This is a genomic window from Pseudomonas sp. JBR1 (assembly GCF_028198185.1).
Taxonomy (GTDB): Bacteria; Pseudomonadota; Gammaproteobacteria; order Pseudomonadales; family Pseudomonadaceae; genus Chryseomonas; species Chryseomonas oryzihabitans_E.
Genome location: NZ_CP116340.1, coordinates 54,829 through 77,222 on the forward strand (window position 1 = coordinate 54,829; position 22,394 = coordinate 77,222).

Sequence of the window (22,394 nt, forward strand, 5' to 3'; positions counted from 1 at the left end):
ATCCCTGGCGTCTCGCGACGCCAGCGACGGATCAGGCAGGAAAAGCCGCTAGGCCGAGGTCCGCTGAGTGCGGACCCCGGTATCCAGCGCTACTTGGGATAACCGGCGCGCTTCATTTCCCGGGCGGTGGACTGCTGGGCCGCCTGCAGGGCCTGCTGCACCGGCATCTGCCCAGTCAGGGCTGCGGCGAACAGCTTGCCGACCGAGGTGCCGATGGCCTGGAACTCGGGAATGGTCACGTACTGGATGCCCACATAGGGCACCGGCTTGGCCGAGGGATGGGCCGGGTCGGCGTGCTGCAGCATGTCCAGGGAGACCTTGGCGAAAGGCGCCGCTGCCAGGTAGGCCTCGCTGTAGGTGGACTTGCGGGTACCCGGTGGCACGTTGGCGATACCGTCCTTGTCCGCGACCAGCTTGCCGTAATCCTTGGAGGTGGCCCAGGTCACGAAGGTCTTGGCCGCGTCCTTGTGCTTGGAGGTGGCCGGGATACCCAGCGACCAGGCGTACAGCCAGGACGAACCCTTGTCGGTGACCTCGCGCGGCGAGGCGGCGAAGCCGACGCTGTCCGCTACCTTGCTCTGGCTCTTGTCCATGGTGAAGGAGCCGGCGACGCTGGCATCGACCCAGATGGCGCACTTGCCGCTGTTGAACAGCGCCAGGTTTTCGTTGAAGCCGTTACTGGACGCCCCGGGCGGGCCGTACTTCTTCATGTTGTCGACATAGTAGTTGGCGGCCGCGGTCCACTCCGGACCGGTGAATTCCGGCTGCCACTTTTCATCGAACCAGCGAGCGCCAAAGGCGTTGGCCATGGTGGTGATCAGGGCCATGTTCTCACCCCAGCCAGCCTTGCCTCTCAGGCAGAGGCCATACTGGTCCTTGTCCGGCTTGTTCAGCTTGCCGGCGAATTCGGCGATCTGGGTCCAGGTCGGCTGCTCGGGCATGGTAAGGCCGGCCTGCTGGAACAGATCCTTGCGGTAGTAGGTGATGGAGCTTTCGGCGTAGAAGGGCAGGGCATAGAGGGTGCCCTTGACCGACAGGCCTTCGCGAACCGACGGGAAGAGGTCTTCCAGGTCGTAGTTGGCGGGCAGATCCTTCATCGGCTCCAACCAGTTCTGGGCGCCCCAGAGACCGGTTTCGTACATGCCGATGGTGAGCACATCGAATTGACCACCCTGGGTGGCGATATCGGTGGTCAGGCGCTGACGCAGGACGTTTTCTTCGAGGACGACCCAGTTGAGCTTGATGTCGGGATGCTGTTCTTCGAAGGTCTTCGACAGCCGCTGCATGCGGATCATGTCGCTGTTGTTGACGGTGGCGATGGTAACCGTCTCGGCGGCTTGAAGAGACAGCGAGAACGCCATGCCGGCAGAGAGGGTGACAGCGGACAATAAAAGCGCTTTTGGTGTTGTTTTCATCTTGCACTCCGCGTTCTGTGCCACTGCAGCAGACGCTGTTCTTGTTGTTGTAACCCACCACGCAGCCCGCTATGACGGCCCTTGCAGCGGAAGCCACGGATGGATTACAGCCCGTTGCCGCTCGGGAAACAAATGCTGGAAGACACCAAAAGCTGTACTTTTTTGCATATCGATTCGAGGCGGTTCTTTGCTCCGTTCCGGGCTTGCGCGGTCTAGCTAGAGGCTTTCCGCTCGCACCTTGGTGATGCCGTCCTCGCGATAGAGCTGCAAGGTTCCCGGGGTGGATTCGATCACCCGCTCGTTTTCGAGGAGAAAGGAGTAGACAGGGGTCGTACTACCTGGCGCGCGCAGGTTGCGGTATTCGTAGACCACCAGGTGATCCAGCTGGGCAACCCGTTGCGGCGAGCCGAAGCTTTGCTTGAGCTGGTCCTGGGTGTGACCACCGAATAGCGACGGATCTGGCGGCGGAGAGACGGGCGCAGAACTGCATGCCGTCAGCGCGGCGAACAAGAGAAAGGACAGGCGTTTCATGACGGCTCCGCATGCAGGTCAAAAGGGCAGACGAATGAGTTGCCCGTAGAACCAGACGGACCTGGAAAATAGCTATTCATTCCCTTGCTGGGAATAAAAAGCATACGAAATAGAAACCGTCCGTCGGGCTCAATCGAATGGCCTAGAACACCCAGCGTTGCTCTCGGACCAGCGGCTGGCGTTCGTTCAACCAACGTGCGCTGTCGGCAGGTTGCCGGCTATCTCGCGTGCGCGCCTGGGTACCAGCGGGCAGGGCAGTGGCTGGGGCGGACGAGCTTTCGAGAGTGAGATCTGCCAGCTTGAGCGGCGGCATGGCGGGGAGGGAGGCAGCCCCAGCATTGAGGGCGGCAAAGGTAGCGATGAAGCTGGCCAGAATACGACGTCCCATTCCTTGGGTCTCCTGGTAGATCCGAAGCGCGAATCTACCATTCCAACGTCGATTTGGTTCCCCATTAGTTAGACGTTAATGCGCAACTGTGATCACGTTCGCCATCGGAGTCGCCAGTGGTTCACGTCACTGGCGGCGCGCTGGAGATCGCTTCAGGTCACGGGTACCGCTTCACTGTGTTTGGCGGCCAGGTAGCTGAATAGCGGCGGACAATCCGACACCAGACTGACCAGCGTCCGGCCAGCCGACGTTTCCTGACGCAGCAGGACCTTTTCGCCCCGGGTGTTGAGATAGAGGGTGTATTCGGGCGTACTGGATTGAGCCATGAAACCTTCGCCCATCAGCGCACTACCCAGCGCCATGCGCTGGGGCATGTCGCACATGCCCTGCCACTGGAACGCCCGGATACCGAGGTTTTCCAGGGTCTCGGCGAGCGTGCAGTGGATGACCAGAGGCGGGTGATCGAACAGCGGGAATTCGGTCGACAACAGTTCCAGATGTCGCTCCAGACCTTCGAAATGTTGCCTGGGGATCAGTCGCCGCAACTGTTGCAGCTGACCATTGCCGTGGAATGGCGAAGTGTGTGCGGTCATGGCGTCCTCCCGGTACATCGAGCTCTTGAATGTTCTGACGGCGGCCAGCGGATTTGGTGCGGTCCGCTTGCACATTTCGCCGTATCGATTGCCATTACCCGACAGCCTGCAACAGCGAGATGACATGCCAGTGACCATGGCTACTAGTCCTACCTTTGGCACTGTCCGCTGGCCTGCTGATATTGAGGCGGCGTCATCGCGCCTGGAACCGGTCATCCTGGCGCGAGACGGTGTGCGGAAGGCTCGATAGTATTCTTTTCCGCTGCCCGAGCTGGCACCCTGACGCCCTTACCTTGCCACAGGAAAATCCCATGACCAGCATCGATCCCGCCATCGCCGAACGCTACCGCGCCGTTCAGGAAATCGCCCGGGAAGCGGCCCAGGTCGGGCTCGAGTTCTATCGCCAGCGTGGTGCGCTGCAGGTGGATCACAAGGGCGATGACCTGCAGGATGTGGTCAGCATTGCCGACAAAACGCTGGAGGACCTCATCCGCCAGCGGCTGAGCGAGCGTTTCCCGGAGGATGGCCTGCTGGGTGAAGAGGGCGGCGCCACCGATCTGGCCGCGGCCTACCTCTGGGTCATCGACCCCATCGACGGCACCGCACCCTTTCTCAATGGGCTGCACAACTGGTGTGTGTCCATCGGCCTGATGCACCAGGGTGAACCGCTGCTCGGTGCCATCATGGACCCGAACCACGACGAACTCTTTCATGGCCTGCGCGGCCATGGTGCCTTCGTCAACGGCCAGCCGTTGCGCGTCCACTCGGCTACGACGGTGCGTCAGGGGCTGACCGGCCTGGGTACGACGCACAGACGCGGCAAGGAGCATTTCCTGCCCTTCGTGACCGGGTTGCTGGCCGAAGGCGGGCAGTTCTTTCGCAATGGGTCCGGCGCGCTGATGACCGCCTATGTCGCGGCTGGTCGCCTGATTGGCTACTACGAAACCCTGATCCATGGCTGGGACTGCCTGGCGGGCCTGGTACTGATCCAGGAAGCCGGCGGCTGTCACAACGCCTTTCTGCGCAACGACGGTCTGGTCAATGGCAACCCGCTGCTGGTGGCCGCGCCCGGCGTCTATGACCAGCTCGCCGCGCTGGTGGGCCCGTCGCTGGATGGCTGAGCGAGGCCGTGTGTTTCCCATTCGCGCGCAGCCATGGCGCGGGTCACCCGGTGTCAGCGGTCTCCCTTGCGATAGAGGCTTGGCTTCCAGTAGTCCTTGAGCAGCAGATGCAGGGGGCCGCGCCAGCCGCGCTTGCGCAATTGCCAGGCGATCAGCACGTTCATGATGCCGTGCCCCAGCAGCAGTACCGAGCCGTGGCGTTCGGCCAGGTCGATCAGGCGGTCGGCCGCCTGGGCGGCCCGTACTGACGAGCGGCGGATGGATTCGGTGTGGGCGGCGAAGCCCAGGAACCAGGCCGACCTGAACAGCAGGCGCCAGGCCTTGACCGGGAGCCGCGGCGTATCCACTTCCAGATACGGCAGATGAGCTTCGGCGTAGACATCGTCGACCGGGCTTCCGGTTCGCCCCATCAGGTATTCAAGGGAGCGTACGCAGCGGCTCGAAGGGCTGCTGACCACGTAGCCCGCCGCTTGCGCCAGCCGCCGCGTCTCCTCGGGTTCCTGGCCTGCGGGTACCGGCGCCTTTTGGTAGCGCGCCACCCAGTCCTTCATGTCTCGCGGTGTGCAGTGGGCTTTGCTGGAAAGATCGGGTTTGCCGTGACGGACCAGAATGATGTGCATGAAGGATGACCTGGAAACGATGGTCACTAGACCGCTGCCGTGGTCGTTCGTCCCGCTACACCCTGATCGATGAGTGATAGCCAAGTGCCACTTGCTCTGCTTGCGGTGCCGCCTGGCTTGTTTATCTGGTAGAAGGTGATTGAGTTCACGACTCTAGATTGCACTCCACTGCGTGCCTGGCAATTTGAACTGGCTCGCCAGCCTCTGATCGTGCCCAGCTACCACACTAGGTCAACTCATCCACGGACCGGGAAATGATGAAAAAAATAATATTCGCCCTGGGCCTGCTTGGCGTGCAGCTGCTGGGATCTCCTTGGGCCGCTGCCGATGACAGCCATGTGGCCCTGATCAAGAGTGTCGCGGGCAGCGTCAAGGTACTGCGCCAGGCGACCATTCTGGAGGCCCAGGCCGGTACCACGTTGCAGGTGGCCGATCGGCTGCAGACGGGTCCGGAGTCCACTGCAGCCATCGTCTTTCTCGACGGTACCCTGCTGACCCTGGGCAGCGGTGCGGACGTGCAGTTGCGTGACTATCTGTTCGAACCCAAGAGCAGCCGCTACGGCTTTTCGGTCTATTTGAACAAGGGCTCGGCGATCTACTCTTCCGGCAAGATCGGCAAGGTCTCGCCTGGCTCGGTGAAGATCGAAACGCCGTCCGCCACCATTGGCGTGCGGGGCACCCGTTTTCTGGTGCAGGCGCAATGAGGGGCGGCCGCGCTTGCCTGACCTCCGGTCGCGCGCTGTCGAGCTTGCTGCTGTGCGGCCTGTTGTTCCTGGCTGGCTGCGCCAGTCCACCCCAGACCCGTGTGGTACTGATGCCCGATGAGGACGGCCATGTCGGCGCCGTTTCGGTCACCAGTTCTGCCGGCCGGCAGGCCATCGACCAGGGCTTTGCCGAGGTCACCGTGGCCCGGCCCGGTCAAGCGCCTACCGCTTCCCAGCCAGTGGATCAGCCGACTTTCACGCAGCAGAATCAGCAGATCCTGGCGGCCCAGCCTTCGCCACCCAAGACCTTCGTGCTCAACTTCCTTTCCGACAGCATGGAGCTCACTCCCCAATCCAAGGCGCTCCTGCCTCAGGTACTGGAGACTGCGCGCGAACGCCTGCCGACCGAAATCTCGGTATTCGGCCATGCGGATGGTTCGGGTGCGCCGTCCTACAACCTCGATCTCTCGGCCCAGCGTGCGCGTAAGGTCGCCGGTCTGCTGCAACGGCTCGATCCCAAGCTGCGCGTCAATGTCGAGTTCTTTGGCGACACGGTTCCCCTGGTACCGGCGCGCGCCGGCAAATCCGAACCGCGCAACCGACGCGCCGAAATCCTGATTCTCTAGAGTCTGGCGCATGAAAGCTGTCACTACCGCGCTGCGGCGTCGAGCGCCCTGGATGTTCCTGGTCAGCCTGGGACTATCACTGGCCTTCGGTCTGGGCGCTTTGCTGCAACTGGCGCCGCTGCAGTACCTCGATCGTATCCTCTACGATCAGCTCAGCCGGTTTTCGGCCGACGAGGAAGACGCCAAGGCCGTCCAGGTAGTCAGCATCGATGAGGCCAGCCTCGCCGCGCTGGGGCAGTGGCCCTGGCCACGCTACCGGGTAGCGGAGTTGCTCTCCCGCATCGCCGAGGCGCAGCCGGCCGCCATCGCCGTTGATGTGCTGTTCAGCGAGCCGGATCGGACATCGCTCAAGGCGCTGCAGCGGAGCTTCAAGAACGACTTCGGCGTGGAACTGAATTTCTCCGGGGTTCCGCCGGAATTGCAGGACAACGACGGCTATCTCGGCTATGTCATGGGCCAGACGGGCGCCGTCGGTGCGCGCTTCTTCTTTCTCGGCCTGCCAACGCCTCACCTGAGCGGCTTGCGGCCGGGCGTTGGCTTCACGGGCGCGCTGGACGCGCTCAGGCTACCCGAGGCGAGTGGGGCCCTGAGCAGCGTCGCTCCAATCGCCGACCAGACGCGCTTCAGCGGCTTCATCAATAGCCAGCGGGACAGCGACGGTATCCTGCGGCGGGTGCCCCTGTTGCTGAGTCATCAAGGCATCGTGCATCCCAGTCTGGCGCTCGCAGCCAGCATGCGCGCCCTGGGGCTTACCCAGGGGGTGATCGAAGACGGACTCGCCGGCCCGACGCTGCGCCTGGGCGATCACCGGCTGCCGCTCGACCGCGAGGGTCGGGCGCTGTTGCGTCTACATGCCGGTGCCCAGCACTATCCGGAGGTCTCGGCACTGGCCGTGCTGCAAGGGGCGGTGGCGCCCGCCGCGCTCAAGGGCAAGGTGGTGTTCGTCGGCGTTACGGCTGCGGGTTTCAATGACCTGCATACCACGGCGTTGGGCAAGATCTTTTCCGGCGTAAGGCTGCAGGCGGCCCTGGCCCAGGATCTGCTGGACGAGGCCCTGGTGCGGGTTCCGCAATTCGCCGGTGTGCTGCAGTTGCTGTTGTGTCTGGCGAGCGGCCTGCTGTTGTCCGTAGGCTTTTTCTTCAACCGCAGTCAGCGCCTGTTCCTGCTGCTGGCGGTGGCCTTGATCGTGGTTCCACAACTGCTCAGCGCCTGGTTGTTCGTGCGTCTCAGCATCTTCGTGCCCTTGGCGGCGCCCTTGCTGCTGGTGCTGGTGCTGTCAGGCCTGGCGCTGGTGACCCGCAGCATCCTGGCACGGCGTCATGAGGAGCGTTGGCGGAGGCAACTGGAACGTTCGCGTCAGATCACCATCGAGTCCATGGCGGCGGTGGCCGAGACCCGGGATCCTGAAACCGGGGCCCATATCAAGCGTACCCAGCACTATGTCCGCGCCATCGCCGAGTACATGCGGCGCACCGGTCAGGCACCAGAGCTGCTCACACCGGATTACATCCAGCTGCTGTTCCTGTCCGCACCCCTGCACGACATCGGCAAGGTCGGCGTGCCGGACGCCATCCTGCTCAAGCCCGGTCGTTTGACGCCGGAAGAAATGCAGGTGATGCAGCGGCATGCCGAATTCGGGCGCCAGATCATCCTCAACACCGCGAGCCACCTGGAGGAGGACAACTTCCTCGCCTTGGCCGCCGAGATCGCCAGCACCCATCATGAGAAATGGGATGGCAGCGGCTATCCCAATGGGCTGGCCGGCACCGCCATCCCCTTGGCGGGACGGATTATGGCGGTAGCGGATATCTACGACGCCCTGATCAGCCGCCGCTGCTACAAGGAGCCCTTCAGCCATGAGGAGTCGCTGCGGATGATGCGTGAGATGCGTGGCACCACCTTCGATCCCGAAGTGCTGGATGCCTTTCTGGCCATCGAACCGCAGATCCTGGCCATCGCCCAGCGCTTTCACGATGAAGGCGCCGGAGGTTCAAAGCGCCTGGTCTGGGGGTAGGGCGCGACAAGGAGGCATGGCCCTTGTCAGTCCGGAACGGGTGGTGGGATCCAACTGCACCGTGATAGCCCCGCCCGCCCTGTCGCGTCCTCCAATCTGGAGCAACGCGATCCTTCCAGATACCGGGCTCTGCTGACATTGGGCACCTGTTACACCTGACGAAACATTCTCTTGAAATTTCTTATCGGCAGGCGATGGAAGGCCAAGGGCTCGAAAGGGCTGTGCTTGAGCGGTTGCTCCATGAACGGCATGGATTTGCGTTCGCTTATGATATTAATTTGCATTTACAGATGCTTCCAGGTTGCATAGCCTGCGTCCCGCCGCGCAAGACGGCATTGGATACCGGTCCCTGGAAAGCCTCCAGCGAGTCCTTACGTGGGGTACGGACGGGTCGGTGTTTCCCTAGAGGACGACCACAACATGCAGCTCTTCTCCCTCCGCCTTCTCGCGCTTTCCGTATCCCTGGGCGTGGCGACCCTCGCCCAGGCCGCCCCTGTGGCGCTGTCCCAACCGGCGCAGCCGCTGGCCGATGCTTTGCAGAGCTTCGCGCGCGCCAGTGGTCTTCAGGTGAACTACGATGCCACGGCCCTGGTTGGCAAGCGCGCGCCGGCACTGTCGGGACGGATGGAGCCGGATGTCGCCCTGCAGCGCCTGCTGGCTGGTAGTGGCCTGGCCGCTTCGGTCACCGGCAAGGTCGCGACCGTCGCCCCGGTGGCCACCCAGGCGGCGGCCGGCAGCGTGGCGCTTGAGGCCACCACCATCAGCGCGGACGATGGCTCCCTGATGGGCCGGACGACCACCGAAGGGACACGCTCCTACACCACCGGCGCCATGAGTACCTCCACCGGCCTGCCCCTGTCGATCCGGGAGACGCCCCAGTCGGTGAGCGTCATCACCCGGCAGCGCATGGAAGACCAGGGCATGACCGATCTCAATGATGTGGTCAGATACGCCCCGGGCGTAACGCTGCGCAGGTTCGGCGGCGACCGCCAGGAATTCCTCTCCCGCGGCTTCCGCATCGACAACGTCATGTACGACGGCCTGCCCACCACGGCCGGGACCTTCACCCTCGACAGTCTGTCCTCGGCCGATCTGTCCATCTACGACCGTGTCGAGGTGGTCCGCGGCGCCACCGGCCTGATGACCGGGGCCGGCGATCCTTCGGCCACCCTGAACCTGGTGCGCAAGCGTCCGACCGCCTTCCCCCAGGTCAGCGTCACCACCAGCGCCGGCAGCTGGGACCGTTACCGTACCGAGGTCGACGCCTCCAACAAGCTCAACGAAGCCGGCACCCTGCGCGGTCGCGCCGTGGCTGCCTATGAGGACGGCCACAGCTTCCAGGACGTGCGCGAGCGCAAGCGCCAGACCTTCTATGGCGTCCTCGAAGCGGATCTCAGCGACTCCACTACCTGGACCATCGGCGCGTCCAAGCAGCGTGAGGACAAGACCTCCGACTGGGGCAGCCTGCCCAGCGGCCCCAATGGCGAGGACCTGCACCTGTCGCGCTCTACTTTCCTGAGCGGTGACTGGGCCTACTGGGATCAGGACAACTACACCCTGTTCTCCGACATCACCCACACCTTCGACAACGGCTGGAAGGCCAAGCTGGCGGCGCAGCAGGTCTGGGCGAATTCCGATACCTACTCCAACTACCTGACGTCCACGGCCGCGGACTTTAGCTACAGTTCGGTGAGTGACTTTGGTACCGCTTCGGGCGCCTATCGCACCGATTCCGATCAGCTCAACCTTGATGCTTCGGTGAGCGGGCCCTTCCAGTTTCTGGGTCGCGAGCACGAACTGATGGCCGGGATCAGTCGGCGGCAGGATAAGTTCTATCAGCGTGGCGGCTATTCCGGTGCTACTCCGGTGGACATCTACAACTTCCGCCCCAGCAGCATCCCCAAGCCGGCCAAGGACACGCTGACACCCTATGCCAGCAAGAACACCACCACCGAAGAGGCGGTGTATGCGGCAGCGCGCTTCAATCCGGTGGACCCGCTGCACGTCATCGTCGGGGGACGAGTCAGCTGGTATGACTTCGACAACCTTTACAGCGACAACGACTACAAGGCCACCCGCGAAGTCACGCCCTATGCCGGCATCATCTACGACCTGAACGACACCTATTCGGTCTATGCCAGCTATACCGAGATCTTCAAGCCACAAAGCGAGCAGAACTCCGGCGGTTCGGTTCTGGAGCCCATGACTGGCAAAAGCTACGAGATCGGTCTCAAGGGTGCTTATTTCGATGGCGCGCTGAATGCCTCCGTGGCGCTGTTCGACACCATCCAGGAGAATCGTGCCTACCTGCCAGCCAATCAGGCCACCTTCTGCCCTGGCTACCCCGCGCAGAGCTGTTACAGCGCTGCGGGCGAGGTCCGCAGTCGCGGTATCGACGCGGAAATCTCCGGCCAACTGACGCCAAACTGGCAGGCGTCTGCAGCCTATACCCTGGTACTTAGCCAATACACCAAGGATGTCACCTACGAGGATCGCCGCTTCGCGCCCGAGCAGCCCAAGCACCTGTTCAAGGCCGTCACCAGCTACCAACTCACGGGTAGCCTGAGCAACTGGCGTATCGGTGCCGATCTGCAGGCTCAGAGCGAGACCTTCGAGCGCGTTGGCACCGGCGAGGCCAAGCAGGATAGCTATGCCCTGGTGGGTCTGATGGCCGGCTACCGCTTCAACGAGCACTGGGATGGCCGGGTCAACTTCAACAACATCTTCGACGAGAAATACTGGCAGGGCATCCCGACGGGTACCGGAAGTGGCACCTATGGCGATCCCCGTAACGTCATGCTCAGCCTGAAGTGGACCCTCTGATCCCGCGACTCCGTTAGCAGGCTCACGCTTCGCCCTTGTCCCATCCCCCGGACCTGGGCGAAGCTACGGACGTCTGCGAAGGAGTGCCGCCCATGTCCAGCTCTACCGTCCACCTGGAACGCTATGCCGATTGTCACGCCGAGGGCCTGGCCGCCCTCTATGGCGATCCGGCCGTGGCGCGGCAGGTGCTGCAATTGCCCTATCAGAGCGCCGAGCAGTGGCGGCAGCGTCAGACTGCCGAGCGCGAGGGACGGATCGCGCTGGTCGCCCTGCAGCAGGGCCGGGTAGTGGGCAGTGCCAGTCTCGAACAGCAGCAGCGCATTCGCCGCCAGCACTGTGGTGCCCTCGGCATGGGGGTGGCCCGGGATTGCCAGGGGCAGGGCATAGGCACTCAGCTGCTGACGGCCCTGCTCGATCTCGCCGACAACTGGATGAATCTGCAGCGAGTGGAGTTGACCGTTTTCAGCGACAACGCGCCTGCGCTGGCGTTGTATCGCAAGCTGGGTTTCGAAGAGGAAGGTCTCTTGCGCCGCTATGCGCTGCGCGATGGGGTATTCGTCGACGTCTGCAGCATGGCGCGTTTCAAGCCCGGCACCTAAGGGTTATGAGGAAAACTTGAGTTCGCCACAAGAAACCTGAGTTTGTTTCATGCGCGTCTGGGTAGGACAATCTCTGCCTTGTCAGGTGGAGGTGTGCAATGGTCAGGATTCATTCCCAGGGTTTTTCGCAGATCGAGCAACACGGCGATGCGCCCTTGGCGACGATGGCGCTCCTCGATGACACCCGTCGCGCAGCCCTGTTCGTGCGTCGGCGCCAGCAGCGTCAGCAGGCGTGGCGTGCCCAGCAGGCCGCGGGCAGCGAGCTACTCGCCGTGGGCGACTTTGGCTGGGCTGATCGAGTGCTGGCCCATTCCTATCTGGTAGGCGCAGCCTCGCCCGCTACCTCTCAGGCTGCAACGGAGGACGGCCGCTGGTTCGATGGCGAGCGTTGCTATCGAATTCCCGAGTTCACTCGCGAGCAATCCTTCGTCCTCAGCTGGGAGTATCTGTTCGACGAGGTTGCCGAAGCCCGAGCGCTCGGGCTGGCGGTCAAGCCGGTGATCCTGGGTCCCTTGACCTATCTGTGGCTAGGCCGCTCTCTCGATCCTGCCTTCGAGCGTCTCGACCTGCTGGAGTCGCTACTGCCGGTCTATGGCCAGATCTTCGCGAGGCTGGCCGAACAGGGCGTGGAGTGGATTCAGATCGACGAGCCCCTGCTTGGCCGGGAATTGCCACTGACCTGGCGCACGGCCTTCGAACGAGCCTACAACCTGCTGCAGCGCGAGCCATTGAAGAAGCTGCTTGCCGTACGTGATGGGGAGCTGACCGACAACCTTGGTCTGGCCGCGGGTCTCCCGGTAGATGGACTGCATGTCGACTGGCCGCGTACGACCCAGGCGCAACAAGGTCTGCTCGATCGCCTACCTGCCTACAAGACACTTTCGCTGGGGCTGACTGGCGATTCCGAACCTGGTGCGCAGGAGCGGCGGTTGCATTTCGCGCGTCAGGCGGGCGAACGCCTGCAGGATCGTCTCTGGCTGTCGCCCGCCGTCGGTTCGAGTGAGGCCGACTCGGGTCGGGCAGCCGCAACGAACAGCGAGTTCGTGCGCCTGGTCAGGGCCGCCCGGGAGGCCGCCAGGGTCAAGCCGGCAGCCAGCGCGGAAAGATCCTGGTCAGCGATAGAAGCGGCGCTGGCGAAGCTGGGCGCGGCTCAGTCGGGCCTGGCTTCATCCTGAGCGGATTGCTACGGCAGGGCTAGCGGTGAGCGGTCAGTAGCAGGCCGCCTGCGCCGGCGAAAAAGGCTCCGGTAGCCTGATTGAGCCGGCGTACGCCGCGGGAGCCGCGGATGAAGCGGCGGATCTGCCGGCCAAACAGACCATAGATGAAGGCCGCGACCATTTCGGCGAACAGGTGGGTGCCGCCGAGGTAGATGAATTGCTGCGTCGTTGGCTGGTTGGGATTGATGAACTGCGGAAAGACCGCTGCGAACAGCAGGATCGCCTTGGGGTTGCTGATGCCGATGAGGAATTCCTGCAGCATCAGGCGATGCAGTGCGCGCGGTTGCGCCGTACTGGTCTCGGTCAGATCCAGGCCCTCGAAGGCCCGGCTGCGCCAGCTCTTCACGCCCAGGTAGAGCAGGTAGAGGGCGCCGACCCACTTGATGACGGTAAAGGCCATCTCCGAGGCCAGCAGCATGGCGCCCAGGCCTACCGCCGAGATCACCAGGAAGATCACGAAGGCCACGTCGCGACCCAGCGCCGCCAGGCCAGCCGTCACCGCGCCATGGCGGATGCCGTTGCTCAGGGAGCAAAAGTTGTTGGGGCCTGGCGTCAGGGCGATGAGCAGGGCGACCGGAAAGAACAGCAGGGCATCGACGAGGTTCATGGCGGTCGCCTGAGACGCCGAGAAGGCGCGGAAGAGGAGGGCTGGTGGGCTATTTAAACCGTCTTTCCACGCCTTTCTCCACCAGAATCTTCGCCGAGATTTCCTCCACGGAAAAATGCGTGGTGTTGATGAAGGAGATGTTCTCGCGGCGGAACAGACTTTCTACCTCGCGCAGTTCGAATTCGCACTGGGCGAAGCTCGCATAGCGGCTGTTCGGGCGACGCTCGTGCCTGATCGCCGCCAGCCGTTCCGCGTCGATGGTCAGCCCGAACAGCTTGTCGCGATAGGTCTTGAGCGAGGCGGGCAATTGCAGGCGCTCCATGTCTTCCTCGGTCAACGGATAGTTGGCCGCGCGGATGCCATATTGCAGTGCCATATAGAGACAGGTCGGCGTCTTGCCACAGCGCGAGACCCCCACCAGGATCAAATCGGCCTGCGCATAGTGGGTCGTACGGGCGCCGTCGTCGTTTTCGAGTGCGAAATTGACGGCCTCGATCCGCTCCATGTAGTGACTATTGTGCATGATCGAATGTGACTTCCCTACCGAATACGAAGATTCGGCGGAAAGTTCCCGTTCGAGTGGGGATAAAAAGGTGGAGAAGATGTCGATCATGAACCCGTTTGACTGGTCCAGAATGGCCCGGATGTCACGGTTGACGATGGTATCGAAGATGATGGGCCGCGCACCGTCCTGAACGGCGGCGGCATTGATCTGCTGTACCATCGCCCTGGCCTTGTCCAACGTATCCACGTAGGGGCGGGTGACCTTCCTGAAGGTGATGTCCCCGAACTGGGCCAGGAGGCTCTGACCGAGGGTTTCGGCGGTGATGCCGGTGCCATCGGAGATGAAAAAGGCGGTTCGTTGCATGGAAGGACGTCCTGGTGGCGTACGGGGCAGGGATCGCTGCACTGTAACCTACCGTCGTCCACTGTCCATGGGGCGAGCGCCGAGGCGTACTGCTTTCCCACAAAGACACAAGATGGAGAGAAGACCTTGGACGAGTATGTAATTTCACTGGAGCAGCTTGGCGTGCACGACGTCGAGCGCGTGGGCGGCAAGAACGCATCCCTCGGCGAGATGATCGCCAACCTGGCTGGCGCGGGCGTGTCCGTTCCAGGCGGGTTCGCCACCACGGCCCAGGCCTACCGCGATTTCCTCGAGCAGAGCGGCCTGAACGAGCGCATCCACGCCGCCCTCGATGCCCTGGATGTCGATGACGTCGTCGCCCTGGCCAAGACTGGCGCGCAGATTCGCCAGTGGGTCATGGACGCGCCTTTCCCGGAGCGTCTGGATGCGGAGATCCGCACGGCCTTCGCCCGGATTTCCGAGGGCAATCCCAATCTGGCGGTCGCCGTGCGCTCTTCGGCGACCGCCGAAGACCTGCCGGATGCCTCCTTCGCCGGCCAGCAGGAAACCTTCCTCAACATCCGCGGTGTCGACAACGTCATTCGCGCGGCCAAGGAAGTCTTCGCCTCGCTCTTCAATGATCGCGCCATCGCCTACCGCGTGCACCAGGGCTTCGACCACAAGCTGGTCGCCCTGTCCGCTGGCGTGCAGCGCATGGTGCGCTCCGAAACCGGCGCCGCCGGCGTGCTCTTCACCCTGGATACCGAATCCGGCTTCCGCGATGCGGTCTTCGTCACTGCCGCCTATGGCCTGGGCGAGACCGTGGTGCAAGGCGCGGTGAACCCGGACGAATTCTATGTGCACAAGCCCACCCTGGAAGCCGGTCGCCCGGCCATCCTGAGACGCAACCTGGGCAGCAAGGCCATCAAGATGGTCTATGGCGATGAAGCCAAGGCCGGTCGCTCCGTGCGCACCGTCGACGTCGAGCCCGCGGATCGCGCGCGCTTCTCCATCACCGATGCCGAGGTCACGGAGCTGTCCAAGCAGGCGCTGATCATCGAGCGCCACTACGGTCGTCCCATGGACATCGAGTGGGCCAAGGACGGCGACGACGGCAAGCTCTATATCGTTCAGGCCCGCCCGGAAACGGTGAAGAGCCGGGCCAGCGCCACCGTCATGGAGCGCTACCTGCTCAAGGAAAAAGGCCAGGTGCTGGTCGAGGGGCGGTCCATCGGCCAGCGTATCGGCGCGGGCAAGGTCAAGATCATCCGCGACGTCAGCGAGATGGATCGCGTCCAGCCTGGCGACGTGCTGGTGTCCGACATGACCGATCCCGACTGGGAACCGGTGATGAAGCGTGCCAGCGCCATCGTCACCAACCGTGGCGGCCGTACCTGCCACGCCGCCATCATCGCCCGCGAGCTGGGCATCCCGGCCGTGGTGGGCTGCGGCAATGCCACCAGCCTGCTCAAGGACGGTCAGACCGTCACCGTTTCCTGCGCCGAGGGTGATACCGGCCTGATCTACGAAGGCGAACTGGGCTTCGACATCCGCCAGAGCTCGGTGGAGGCTATGCCCGAGTTGCCGTTCAAGATCATGATGAACGTGGGCAACCCCGATCGCGCCTTCGATTTCGCCCAGCTGCCCAATGCCGGCGTGGGCCTGGCGCGCCTCGAATTCATCATCAACCGCATGATCGGCGTGCACCCCAAGGCGCTGCTCAACTACGACAGCCTGCCCTTCGAGGTAAAGGAGAGTGTCGACAAGCGCATCGCCGGCTATGGCGATCCGGTCGGCTTCTATGTCGAGAAGCTGGTGGAAGGGGTATCCACCCTGGCCGCGGCCTTCTGGCCGAAAAAGGTCATCGTGCGCCTGTCGGACTTCAAGTCCAACGAATACGCCAACCTCATCGGCGGCAAGCTCTACGAGCCCGAGGAAGAGAACCCCATGCTGGGCTTCCGCGGCGCCTCCCGCTACATCAGCGAAAACTTCCGCGATTGCTTCGAGCTGGAATGCCGCGCCATGAAGAAGGTGCGCGAGGAGATGGGCCTGACCAACGTCGAGCTCATGGTGCCCTTCGTGCGGACCCTGGACGAGGCGGCGCGCGTGGTCGAGCTGCTTGGCGAGAACGGCCTCAAGCGTGGCGAGAACGACCTGCGCGTGATCATGATGTGCGAGCTGCCCTCCAATGCCCTGCTGGCGGACGAGTTCCTCGAGCACTTCGATGGCTTCTCCATCGGTTCCAACGACCTGACCCAGCTGACCCTGGGGCTGGATCGTGACTCCGGGATCATCGCCCACCTGTTCGACGAGCGTAATCCGGCGGTGAAGAAGCTGCTGGCCAATGCCATTGCCGCGTGCAACCGTGCCGGCAAGTACATCGGCATCTGCGGTCAGGGTCCCTCGGATCACCCGGACCTGGCCAAGTGGCTGATGGAGCAGGGGATCGAGAGCGTCTCCCTCAACCCCGACTCCGTCCTCGACACCTGGTTCTTCCTCGCCGAAGGCAACGCCTGATGCGGAGATGGCCTCGCCCGTGAGGGCGGGGCCATCCAGGTCAGGGATTAAGCCACCCATTTTCCCGAGCACGGTCCTGGCAATCAACGCAGGGCGGTGCTCACCGGATCTCCAATCCAGCCGGTCGCAATCCCTGCACGAGAAGGTAGATGCAGCAGTACGACAGTGATGTGGAACAGGGCCTCATCTATGGCTATCTCCTCGATGGCCGTGGTGGTGGACGACGACTGAGCCGGCGGGAGCTGGCGGAGGTCGAGCCGGGCCCCAGCGAAGTGCTGTGGCTGCACTGGGACCGCAGCGTCCCCGAGGCCCAGGCCTGGCTGCGCCAGTCCAGTGGGCTGAGCGAATTCGCGTGCGATCTGCTGCTCGAAGAGGCCACTCGGCCGCGACTGGTCACTCAGCCCGACGACAGCCTGCTGCTCTTCCTGCGTGGGGTGAATCTCAACCCCGGTGCGGTTCCCGAAGACATGGTCTCGTTGCGGGTATTCGTCGACAAACGCCGGGTGATCTCCCTGCGCATGAGGCCGATGAAGGCTGCCGCCGAAGTTCAGGAAGACCTGGAGGCCGGGATCGGTGCCCAGAGCGCCGAAGACCTGGTGCTCTATCTCGCCAGCTACATGACCAGTCGGGTCGATGACCTGGTGCGTGGCCTGTCCGACCAGCTCGATGGCCTCGAAGAACAGGTCGACCAGGACGAGAACAGCCTGCCCGATCATGCCCAGGTGCTCACCCTCAGGCGTCGCGCCACTGGGCTACGGCGCTATCTGGCGCCGCAGCGCGACATCTATGCGGACCTGGCACGTGGCAAGCCGGCCTGGTTCGTCGAGACGGCCAGTCAGGGCTACTGGAGTGAATTGCACAACAGCCTGGTGCGCAATCTCGAAGAACTCGAAGTCATGCGCGAGCGGGTCGCGCTGCTGCAGGACGCCGAGCAGCGAGCGACTACCGAAAGAACCAATCGCACCCTCTATTTGCTAGCCATCATCACCGGCTTTTTCCTGCCCATCAGCTTCATCACCGGCCTGCTCGGGATGAACATGGGCGGGCTGCCAGGCTCCTCGTCACCCTTTGGCTTCCTGATCGCCTGTCTGCTGATCACCGCGGTGGCCGTCTTCCAGGTCTGGCTGTTTCGCCGACTGCGCTGGCTGTGACCCGTCCGCACCTCGCTGCGTCAAGAGGAAACGACCAGCGAGGTGCCCATGCACGATCCTTTCGAAGCGTCCCTCAAGGCGCTCCTTAATACTCCGGCCGAGGCGCGGGACGAGGAGGGCGATGACCAGGCACGCCTGCATCGCGTCCTCAAGACCGCCAACCGTCAAGTCGGCGCAGGCGCGCTGTTCGATCTGATCGGACGGCACTGGGTGGCGGCCCTGCTGCTGGCGTTGGGCAACGGCGCCCCTCATCTGAAGCCGCGGTCGCGTCGTACCCGGCGTGCTGCCGAATCATCCCCGGAGATCTTGAAGTAGATGGAATTCGATATCTGGACCCAGAGTCTGCTGTCCGCCATGACCACCCTGTGGAGCAAGGTGGCCGGCTTCATTCCCAATGTCTTCGGCGCCCTGGTGGTGATCCTGGCCGGATTCGCCGTCGCCAAGATTCTCGACACGGTGCTGTCGAAGGTGCTCGCCAAGCTCGGCCTGGATCGCGTCCTCGCCGGCGCTGGGGTCACCAAGCAGCTGGCCAAGATCGGTATCCGCATGCCGGTCACCACCCTGATCGGCCGGATCGTCTACTGGTTCGTGCTGCTGGTCTTCCTGGTATCCGCCGCCGAATCCCTGGGGCTGCAGCGTGTCTCGTCGACGCTGGACGTCATGGCGCTCTACGTACCCAAGATCTTTGGCGCCGCCCTGGTACTCATCGTCGGGGTCCTGCTGGCGCAACTGGTCAGTGGCCTGGTCCACGGCGCGGCCGAGAGCGTCGGCCTGGACTATGCCGCGGGCCTGGGCCGACTCGCCCAGGGGCTGGTCATCATCATTTCGATCTCGGTCGCTGTCGGTCAGCTGGAGATCAAGACCGAGCTGCTGAACCTGGTCATCGCCATCGTGCTGACCGCCTTCGCTCTGGCCGCGGCCCTGGCATTGGGCCTGGGTAGTCGGGGGCTGGTATCGCAGATCCTGGCCGGCATCTATGTGCGCGAACTCTACGAAGTCGGCCAGTGGGTGACCCTGGCGGACGTCGAAGGCGAGATCGAGGAAATCGGCACCGCAAAGACGCTCATCCTGACCGAAGAGGGCGATATCGTTTCTGTTCCGAACCGTCTATTGCTGGAGGCTCAGGTGCGCAGCCGCTGACAGGCGCTGCGGAGATGGCTATCATGCCCGCCACTTTTTGGTAGCTATCTCCGTCTTGAACAAGCCTGCCCCTCATGCCTACGACCCGACCACGCTCAGCGATGAAGAGCTGGTCCAGCGCGCGCATGGTGAACTCTTCCACGTGACGCGAGCCTACGAGGAACTGATGCGCCGTTACCAGCGCACCCTGTTCAATGTCTGTGCCCGTTATCTGGGGAACGACCGGGACGCAGACGATGTCTGCCAGGAGATCATGCTGAAGGTGCTTTACGGTTTGAAGAATTTCGAGGGGAAATCGAAATTCAAGACCTGGCTGTACAGCATCACCTACAATGAGTGCATCACCCAGTACCGCAAGGAGCGCCGCAAGCGGCGTCTGGTGGAGGCATTAAGTCTGGATCCGATGGAAGAAGCATCGGAGGAGCGGGCGCCGAAGCTGGAAGAAAAGGGAGGGATGGATCGCTGGCTGGTTCATGTGGGTCAGGTCGATCGGGAGATCCTGGTGCTGCGCTTCGTCGCAGAGCTGGAGTTCCAGGAGATCGCCGACATCATGCACATGGGCCTCAGCGCCACCAAGATGCGATACAAGCGGGCACTCGACAAACTGCGTGACAAGTTCGCAGCTGAAGTTGAGGGCTGACTGGATGAGTCTGCCGTAAGTTTTTGAACTTCACGAAAACTTGTTGTCGAAGCCTCCGGAGATTGCCGGAATTAGTACCACTAAAATGGGGATACAAAGGATGAAACTGAAGAGCACCTTGGGCGTCGTAATCGGCTCCCTGCTGGCAAGCGCCTCGCTGAGCGCCCTGGCACAAGGTCAAGGCGCCGTCGAGACTGAGCTGTTCGGCAGCCGTCTGTTCACCGACAGCCAGCGCAACATGACCAACGCCGACCTGTACGGCGGTTCCGTTGGCTACTTCCTGACCGACGACGTTGAGCTGGCGTTGTCCTACGGTGAGTACCACAACGCCCGTGGCGACCACGACCTGGGCCACAAGAACATCAAGGGCAGCCTGGCCGCTCTGGACGCTTACTACCACTTCGGTCAGCCCGGTGTAGGTCTGCGTCCGTACGTGTCCGGTGGCTTCGCTCACCAGTCCATCAGCAACCGCGACGTCAACGAAGGTGGTCGTGATCATTCCACCTACGCCAACCTGGGCGCCGGCCTGAAGTACTACTTCACCGAGAACCTGTATGCCCGTACCGGCGTACAAGCTAACTACAACATCGACTACGGCGACACCGAGTGGAGCGCTGCTGTAGGTGTTGGTCTGAACTTCGGTGGTTCCACCAAGAAAGAAGTCGCTCCGGCTCCGGCTCCGGCCCCCGTTGCTGACGTCTGCACCGATTCCGACAACGATGGCGTTTGCGACAACGTCGACAAGTGCCCGAACACCCCGGCCAACGTCACCGTTGACGCTACCGGCTGCCCGGCTGCTGCTGAAACCGTTCGCGTCGAGCTGGACGTGAAATTCGATTTCGACAAGGCCGTGGTCAAGCCCAACAGCTACGCCGACATCAAGAACCTGGCTGATTTCATGCAGCAGTACCCGCAGACCTCGACCACTGTTGAAGGCCACACCGACTCCGTCGGCACTGACGCCTACAACCAGAAGCTGTCCGAGCGTCGTGCCAACGCCGTGCGTAACGTGCTGGTCAACCAGTACGGCGTGCAGGGTGGCCGCGTGAACGCTGTTGGTTACGGTGAGTCCCGCCCGGTTGCTGACAACGCTACCGAAGCCGGTCGCGCCGTCAACCGTCGCGTAGAAGCTGAAGTTGAAGCTCAGGCCAAGTAATTAGCCTGATCCAGACACAAAGAAGCCCGCCTTGTGCGGGCTTTTTTGTGTCTGTCGTTGAGGTCTTGAAGTTGTCAGGCAATAAAAAACCCCGCCGGGGCGGGGTTCTTCATCACGAATCGATCAGCCGCGATCGTCCGGAATGTCACGCTGGGTCACGCCGGTGTACAGCTGACGCGGCCGGCCGATCTTGTAGGGGCCGGACAGCATTTCCTGCCAGTGCGAGATCCAGCCGACGGTCCGCGCCATGGCGAAGATCACGGTGAACATGCTGGTCGGAATGCCGATCGCCTTGAGGATGATGCCGGAATAGAAGTCCACGTTCGGGTAGAGATTGCGCTCGACGAAGTAGGGGTCTTTGCGCGCCAGTTCTTCCAGGCGCATGGCCAGTTCCAGCTGCGGATCGTTGATGCCCAGCTCGGCCAGGACTTCGTCGCAGGTCTGCTTCATCACCGTAGCGCGCGGATCGAAGTTCTTGTACACGCGATGGCCGAAGCCCATTAGCTTGAACGGATCGTTCTTGTCCTTGGCCTTGGCGACGAACTTGTCGATGTTGGACACATCGCCAATCTCGTCCAGCATTTTCAGAACGGCTTCGTTCGCGCCACCATGTGCCGGACCCCAGAGGGCGGCGATGCCTGCGGCGATGCAGGCGAAAGGATTGGCGCCGGAGGAGCCGGCCAGGCGGACGGTGGAGGTGGAGGCGTTCTGCTCGTGATCCGCGTGCAGGATGAAGATGCGATCCATGGCGCGCGCCAGTACCGGGCTGATCGGCTTTTCCTCACATGGCGTGTTGAACATCATGTGCAGGAAGTTTTCCGCATATCCCAGGTTGTTGCGGGGATACAGCATCGGTTGGCCCATGGAGTACTTGTGCACCATGGCAGCCAGGGTCGGCATCTTGGCGATCAGGCGCATCGCCGAAATCTCGCGGTGCTGCGGATCGGTGATGTCCAGGGAGTCATGGTAGAAGGCTGACAGGGCGCCAACCACGCCGCACATGATGGCCATGGGGTGCGCATCGCGACGGAAGCCGTTGAAGAAGTTCTTCAGTTGCTCGTGAACCATGGTGTGGTTCTTGATGGTATCGACGAACTGCACTTTCTCTTGCGCGTTCGGCAATTCACCCTTGAGCAGCAGGTAACAGGTCTCGAGGTAGTCGGATTTCTCCGCCAGTTGCTCGATGGGGTAGCCGCGGTGCAGCAGAATGCCTTTGTCACCATCGATATAGGTGATCTTGGATTCGCACGAGGCAGTGGACATGAAGCCCGGGTCAAAGGTGAACACACCAGTGGAGGTGAGGTTGCGAACATCGATCACATCCGGGCCAAGGGTGCCGGACATAACGGGCAGGTCAACCGGATCCGCTCCCGAGATGATCAACTGCGCTTTCTTGTCAGCCATTAGGCCTCCTTATTTTGCTTTGAAATCATCAATAAACCCTCCACTCAGGGCCTCGCCCACTATAGAGGGATAAATTTGAAAGTCAATTTACGAAAATATCGACCTAGAGGGTGTTTCTGGCCAGATTGTGCGGCGAAAAGACATTAACACGCAGGCTTCTGAATATCAGCTGGCGACGTCGGGATCGGGTATCGGCGTTTGTCATGAGTAGGCTAACTGTCTATAATTCTCGCCCGACCGTACCGGGTCGGCGAGCTGATGCCGAGCGGTCGACGCTTCCC

General features: G+C 62.5%; 21 protein-coding genes. 13 read left to right on the forward strand and 8 right to left on the reverse strand.

All coding sequences use genetic code 11. The annotated features are described in order from the left end of the window. Positions 1-89 precede the first annotated feature (89 nt). From PJ259_RS00250 to PJ259_RS00265, 4 genes are all read right to left on the reverse strand, one after another. Positions 90-1,361, reverse strand: a complete 1,272-nt coding sequence (locus tag PJ259_RS00250) for an ABC transporter substrate-binding protein (protein WP_423815078.1) — start codon at positions 1,359-1,361, stop codon at positions 90-92. A gap of 270 nt (positions 1,362-1,631) precedes the next feature. Further along, positions 1,632-1,946, reverse strand: a complete 315-nt coding sequence (locus tag PJ259_RS00255) for a hypothetical protein (protein WP_059314175.1) — start codon at positions 1,944-1,946, stop codon at positions 1,632-1,634. A 142-nt stretch (positions 1,947-2,088) separates the two neighbouring features. Further along, positions 2,089-2,334 carry a hypothetical protein gene (locus tag PJ259_RS00260; RefSeq protein WP_271654313.1) on the reverse strand — a complete coding sequence of 82 codons (246 nt, stop codon included), beginning with the start codon at positions 2,332-2,334 and terminating at the stop codon, positions 2,089-2,091. A gap of 152 nt (positions 2,335-2,486) precedes the next feature. Further along, entirely contained in the window at positions 2,487-2,927 is a 441-nt protein-coding gene (locus tag PJ259_RS00265) for a hypothetical protein (protein WP_271654314.1), read from the reverse strand. A gap of 311 nt (positions 2,928-3,238) precedes the next feature. Between PJ259_RS00265 and PJ259_RS00270 the strand changes: the two genes are divergently transcribed. Beyond that, on the forward strand, positions 3,239-4,048 hold the full coding sequence (locus PJ259_RS00270) for an inositol monophosphatase family protein (protein ID WP_271654315.1): 810 nt from the start codon (positions 3,239-3,241) through the stop codon (positions 4,046-4,048). Positions 4,049-4,101: 53 nt separating this feature from the next. Here the strand turns inward: PJ259_RS00270 and PJ259_RS00275 are convergent, their stop codons facing one another. After that, positions 4,102-4,668 carry a fructose-2,6-bisphosphatase gene (locus PJ259_RS00275; protein WP_059314179.1) on the reverse strand — a complete coding sequence of 189 codons (567 nt, stop codon included), beginning with the start codon at positions 4,666-4,668 and terminating at the stop codon, positions 4,102-4,104. A gap of 254 nt (positions 4,669-4,922) precedes the next feature. On the opposite strand from PJ259_RS00275, the gene PJ259_RS00280 reads away from it, so the two are divergent. The 6 genes from PJ259_RS00280 (at position 4,923) to PJ259_RS00305 (ending at position 12,609) form a co-directional block, all read left to right on the forward strand. After that, positions 4,923-5,372, forward strand: coding sequence for a FecR family protein (locus PJ259_RS00280; protein ID WP_271654316.1), 450 nt, complete (start codon positions 4,923-4,925; stop codon positions 5,370-5,372). After that, the gene (locus tag PJ259_RS00285; RefSeq protein WP_271654317.1) at positions 5,369-5,998 is read left to right on the forward strand and encodes an OmpA family protein; all 630 of its coding nucleotides are present in this window, start codon (positions 5,369-5,371) and stop codon (positions 5,996-5,998) included. Before PJ259_RS00280 ends, PJ259_RS00285 begins: the two co-directional genes overlap by 4 nt. Positions 5,999-6,008: 10 nt before the next feature. Continuing rightward, on the forward strand, positions 6,009-8,012 hold the full coding sequence (locus PJ259_RS00290; RefSeq protein WP_271654318.1) for a CHASE2 domain-containing protein: 2,004 nt from the start codon (positions 6,009-6,011) through the stop codon (positions 8,010-8,012). A gap of 420 nt (positions 8,013-8,432) precedes the next feature. Further along, positions 8,433-10,835, forward strand: a complete 2,403-nt coding sequence (locus PJ259_RS00295; RefSeq protein WP_271654319.1) for a TonB-dependent siderophore receptor — start codon at positions 8,433-8,435, stop codon at positions 10,833-10,835. Positions 10,836-10,927: 92 nt separating this feature from the next. After that, a complete protein-coding gene (locus PJ259_RS00300; RefSeq protein ID WP_271654320.1) occupies positions 10,928-11,434 on the forward strand; it encodes a GNAT family N-acetyltransferase in 507 nt (168 codons plus the stop codon). Between the two features lie 98 nt (positions 11,435-11,532). After that, on the forward strand, positions 11,533-12,609 hold the full coding sequence (locus tag PJ259_RS00305) for a hypothetical protein (protein ID WP_271654321.1): 1,077 nt from the start codon (positions 11,533-11,535) through the stop codon (positions 12,607-12,609). Positions 12,610-12,628: 19 nt separating this feature from the next. Here the strand turns inward: PJ259_RS00305 and PJ259_RS00310 are convergent, their stop codons facing one another. Together PJ259_RS00310 and ppsR are read right to left on the reverse strand one after the other, a co-directional pair. Continuing rightward, complete coding sequence (locus PJ259_RS00310; protein ID WP_059314185.1) at positions 12,629-13,258, reverse strand: LysE family translocator; 630 nt, start codon at positions 13,256-13,258, stop codon at positions 12,629-12,631. 49 nt (positions 13,259-13,307) lie between these two features. Next, entirely contained in the window at positions 13,308-14,126 is an 819-nt protein-coding gene (gene ppsR / locus PJ259_RS00315) for a posphoenolpyruvate synthetase regulatory kinase/phosphorylase PpsR (protein WP_058767088.1), read from the reverse strand. A gap of 126 nt (positions 14,127-14,252) precedes the next feature. Between ppsR and ppsA the strand changes: the two genes are divergently transcribed. The 6 genes from ppsA to PJ259_RS00345 all read left to right on the forward strand — a co-directional run bounded on the left by ppsA (position 14,253) and on the right by PJ259_RS00345 (position 20,709). Beyond that, positions 14,253-16,622, forward strand: a complete 2,370-nt coding sequence (gene ppsA, locus PJ259_RS00320) for a phosphoenolpyruvate synthase (RefSeq protein WP_271654322.1) — start codon at positions 14,253-14,255, stop codon at positions 16,620-16,622. Between the two features lie 149 nt (positions 16,623-16,771). Next, positions 16,772-17,773 carry a zinc transporter ZntB gene (locus PJ259_RS00325; RefSeq protein ID WP_059314187.1) on the forward strand — a complete coding sequence of 334 codons (1,002 nt, stop codon included), beginning with the start codon at positions 16,772-16,774 and terminating at the stop codon, positions 17,771-17,773. A gap of 48 nt (positions 17,774-17,821) precedes the next feature. After that, on the forward strand, positions 17,822-18,088 hold the full coding sequence (locus PJ259_RS00330) for a hypothetical protein (protein WP_059314188.1): 267 nt from the start codon (positions 17,822-17,824) through the stop codon (positions 18,086-18,088). Then, positions 18,089-18,913: a mechanosensitive ion channel family protein gene (locus tag PJ259_RS00335; RefSeq protein ID WP_271654323.1), complete on the forward strand. Its 825-nt coding sequence runs from the start codon at positions 18,089-18,091 to the stop codon at positions 18,911-18,913. Between the two features lie 55 nt (positions 18,914-18,968). Next, positions 18,969-19,553: an RNA polymerase sigma factor SigX gene (gene sigX / locus PJ259_RS00340; protein ID WP_007159259.1), complete on the forward strand. Its 585-nt coding sequence runs from the start codon at positions 18,969-18,971 to the stop codon at positions 19,551-19,553. Between the two features lie 100 nt (positions 19,554-19,653). Next, positions 19,654-20,709 carry an OmpA family protein gene (locus PJ259_RS00345; RefSeq protein ID WP_059314190.1) on the forward strand — a complete coding sequence of 352 codons (1,056 nt, stop codon included), beginning with the start codon at positions 19,654-19,656 and terminating at the stop codon, positions 20,707-20,709. Between the two features lie 123 nt (positions 20,710-20,832). Here PJ259_RS00345 and gltA read toward each other — a convergent pair whose 3' ends face one another. Further along, positions 20,833-22,113: a citrate synthase gene (gene gltA / locus PJ259_RS00350; RefSeq protein WP_059314191.1), complete on the reverse strand. Its 1,281-nt coding sequence runs from the start codon at positions 22,111-22,113 to the stop codon at positions 20,833-20,835. Between the last annotated feature and the right edge of the window lie 281 nt (positions 22,114-22,394).

Coding starts and splice junctions, on each gene's coding strand:
- PJ259_RS00250 (WP_423815078.1), bottom strand. CDS start 1,361: ATGGCGTTCTCGCTGTCTCTTCAAGCCGCCGAGACGGTTACCATCGCC.
- PJ259_RS00255 (WP_059314175.1), bottom strand. CDS start 1,946: ATGAAACGCCTGTCCTTTCTCTTGTTCGCCGCGCTGACGGCATGCAGT.
- PJ259_RS00260 (WP_271654313.1), bottom strand. CDS start 2,334: ATGGGACGTCGTATTCTGGCCAGCTTCATCGCTACCTTTGCCGCCCTC.
- PJ259_RS00265 (WP_271654314.1), bottom strand. CDS start 2,927: ATGACCGCACACACTTCGCCATTCCACGGCAATGGTCAGCTGCAACAG.
- PJ259_RS00270 (WP_271654315.1), top strand. CDS start 3,239: ATGACCAGCATCGATCCCGCCATCGCCGAACGCTACCGCGCCGTTCAG.
- PJ259_RS00275 (WP_059314179.1), bottom strand. CDS start 4,668: ATGCACATCATTCTGGTCCGTCACGGCAAACCCGATCTTTCCAGCAAA.
- PJ259_RS00280 (WP_271654316.1), top strand. CDS start 4,923: ATGATGAAAAAAATAATATTCGCCCTGGGCCTGCTTGGCGTGCAGCTG.
- PJ259_RS00285 (WP_271654317.1), top strand. CDS start 5,369: ATGAGGGGCGGCCGCGCTTGCCTGACCTCCGGTCGCGCGCTGTCGAGC.
- PJ259_RS00290 (WP_271654318.1), top strand. CDS start 6,009: ATGAAAGCTGTCACTACCGCGCTGCGGCGTCGAGCGCCCTGGATGTTC.
- PJ259_RS00295 (WP_271654319.1), top strand. CDS start 8,433: ATGCAGCTCTTCTCCCTCCGCCTTCTCGCGCTTTCCGTATCCCTGGGC.
- PJ259_RS00300 (WP_271654320.1), top strand. CDS start 10,928: ATGTCCAGCTCTACCGTCCACCTGGAACGCTATGCCGATTGTCACGCC.
- PJ259_RS00305 (WP_271654321.1), top strand. CDS start 11,533: ATGGTCAGGATTCATTCCCAGGGTTTTTCGCAGATCGAGCAACACGGC.
- PJ259_RS00310 (WP_059314185.1), bottom strand. CDS start 13,258: ATGAACCTCGTCGATGCCCTGCTGTTCTTTCCGGTCGCCCTGCTCATC.
- ppsR (WP_058767088.1), bottom strand. CDS start 14,126: ATGCAACGAACCGCCTTTTTCATCTCCGATGGCACCGGCATCACCGCC.
- PJ259_RS00325 (WP_059314187.1), top strand. CDS start 16,772: ATGCAGCAGTACGACAGTGATGTGGAACAGGGCCTCATCTATGGCTAT.
- PJ259_RS00330 (WP_059314188.1), top strand. CDS start 17,822: ATGCACGATCCTTTCGAAGCGTCCCTCAAGGCGCTCCTTAATACTCCG.
- PJ259_RS00335 (WP_271654323.1), top strand. CDS start 18,089: ATGGAATTCGATATCTGGACCCAGAGTCTGCTGTCCGCCATGACCACC.
- PJ259_RS00345 (WP_059314190.1), top strand. CDS start 19,654: ATGAAACTGAAGAGCACCTTGGGCGTCGTAATCGGCTCCCTGCTGGCA.
- gltA (WP_059314191.1), bottom strand. CDS start 22,113: ATGGCTGACAAGAAAGCGCAGTTGATCATCTCGGGAGCGGATCCGGTT.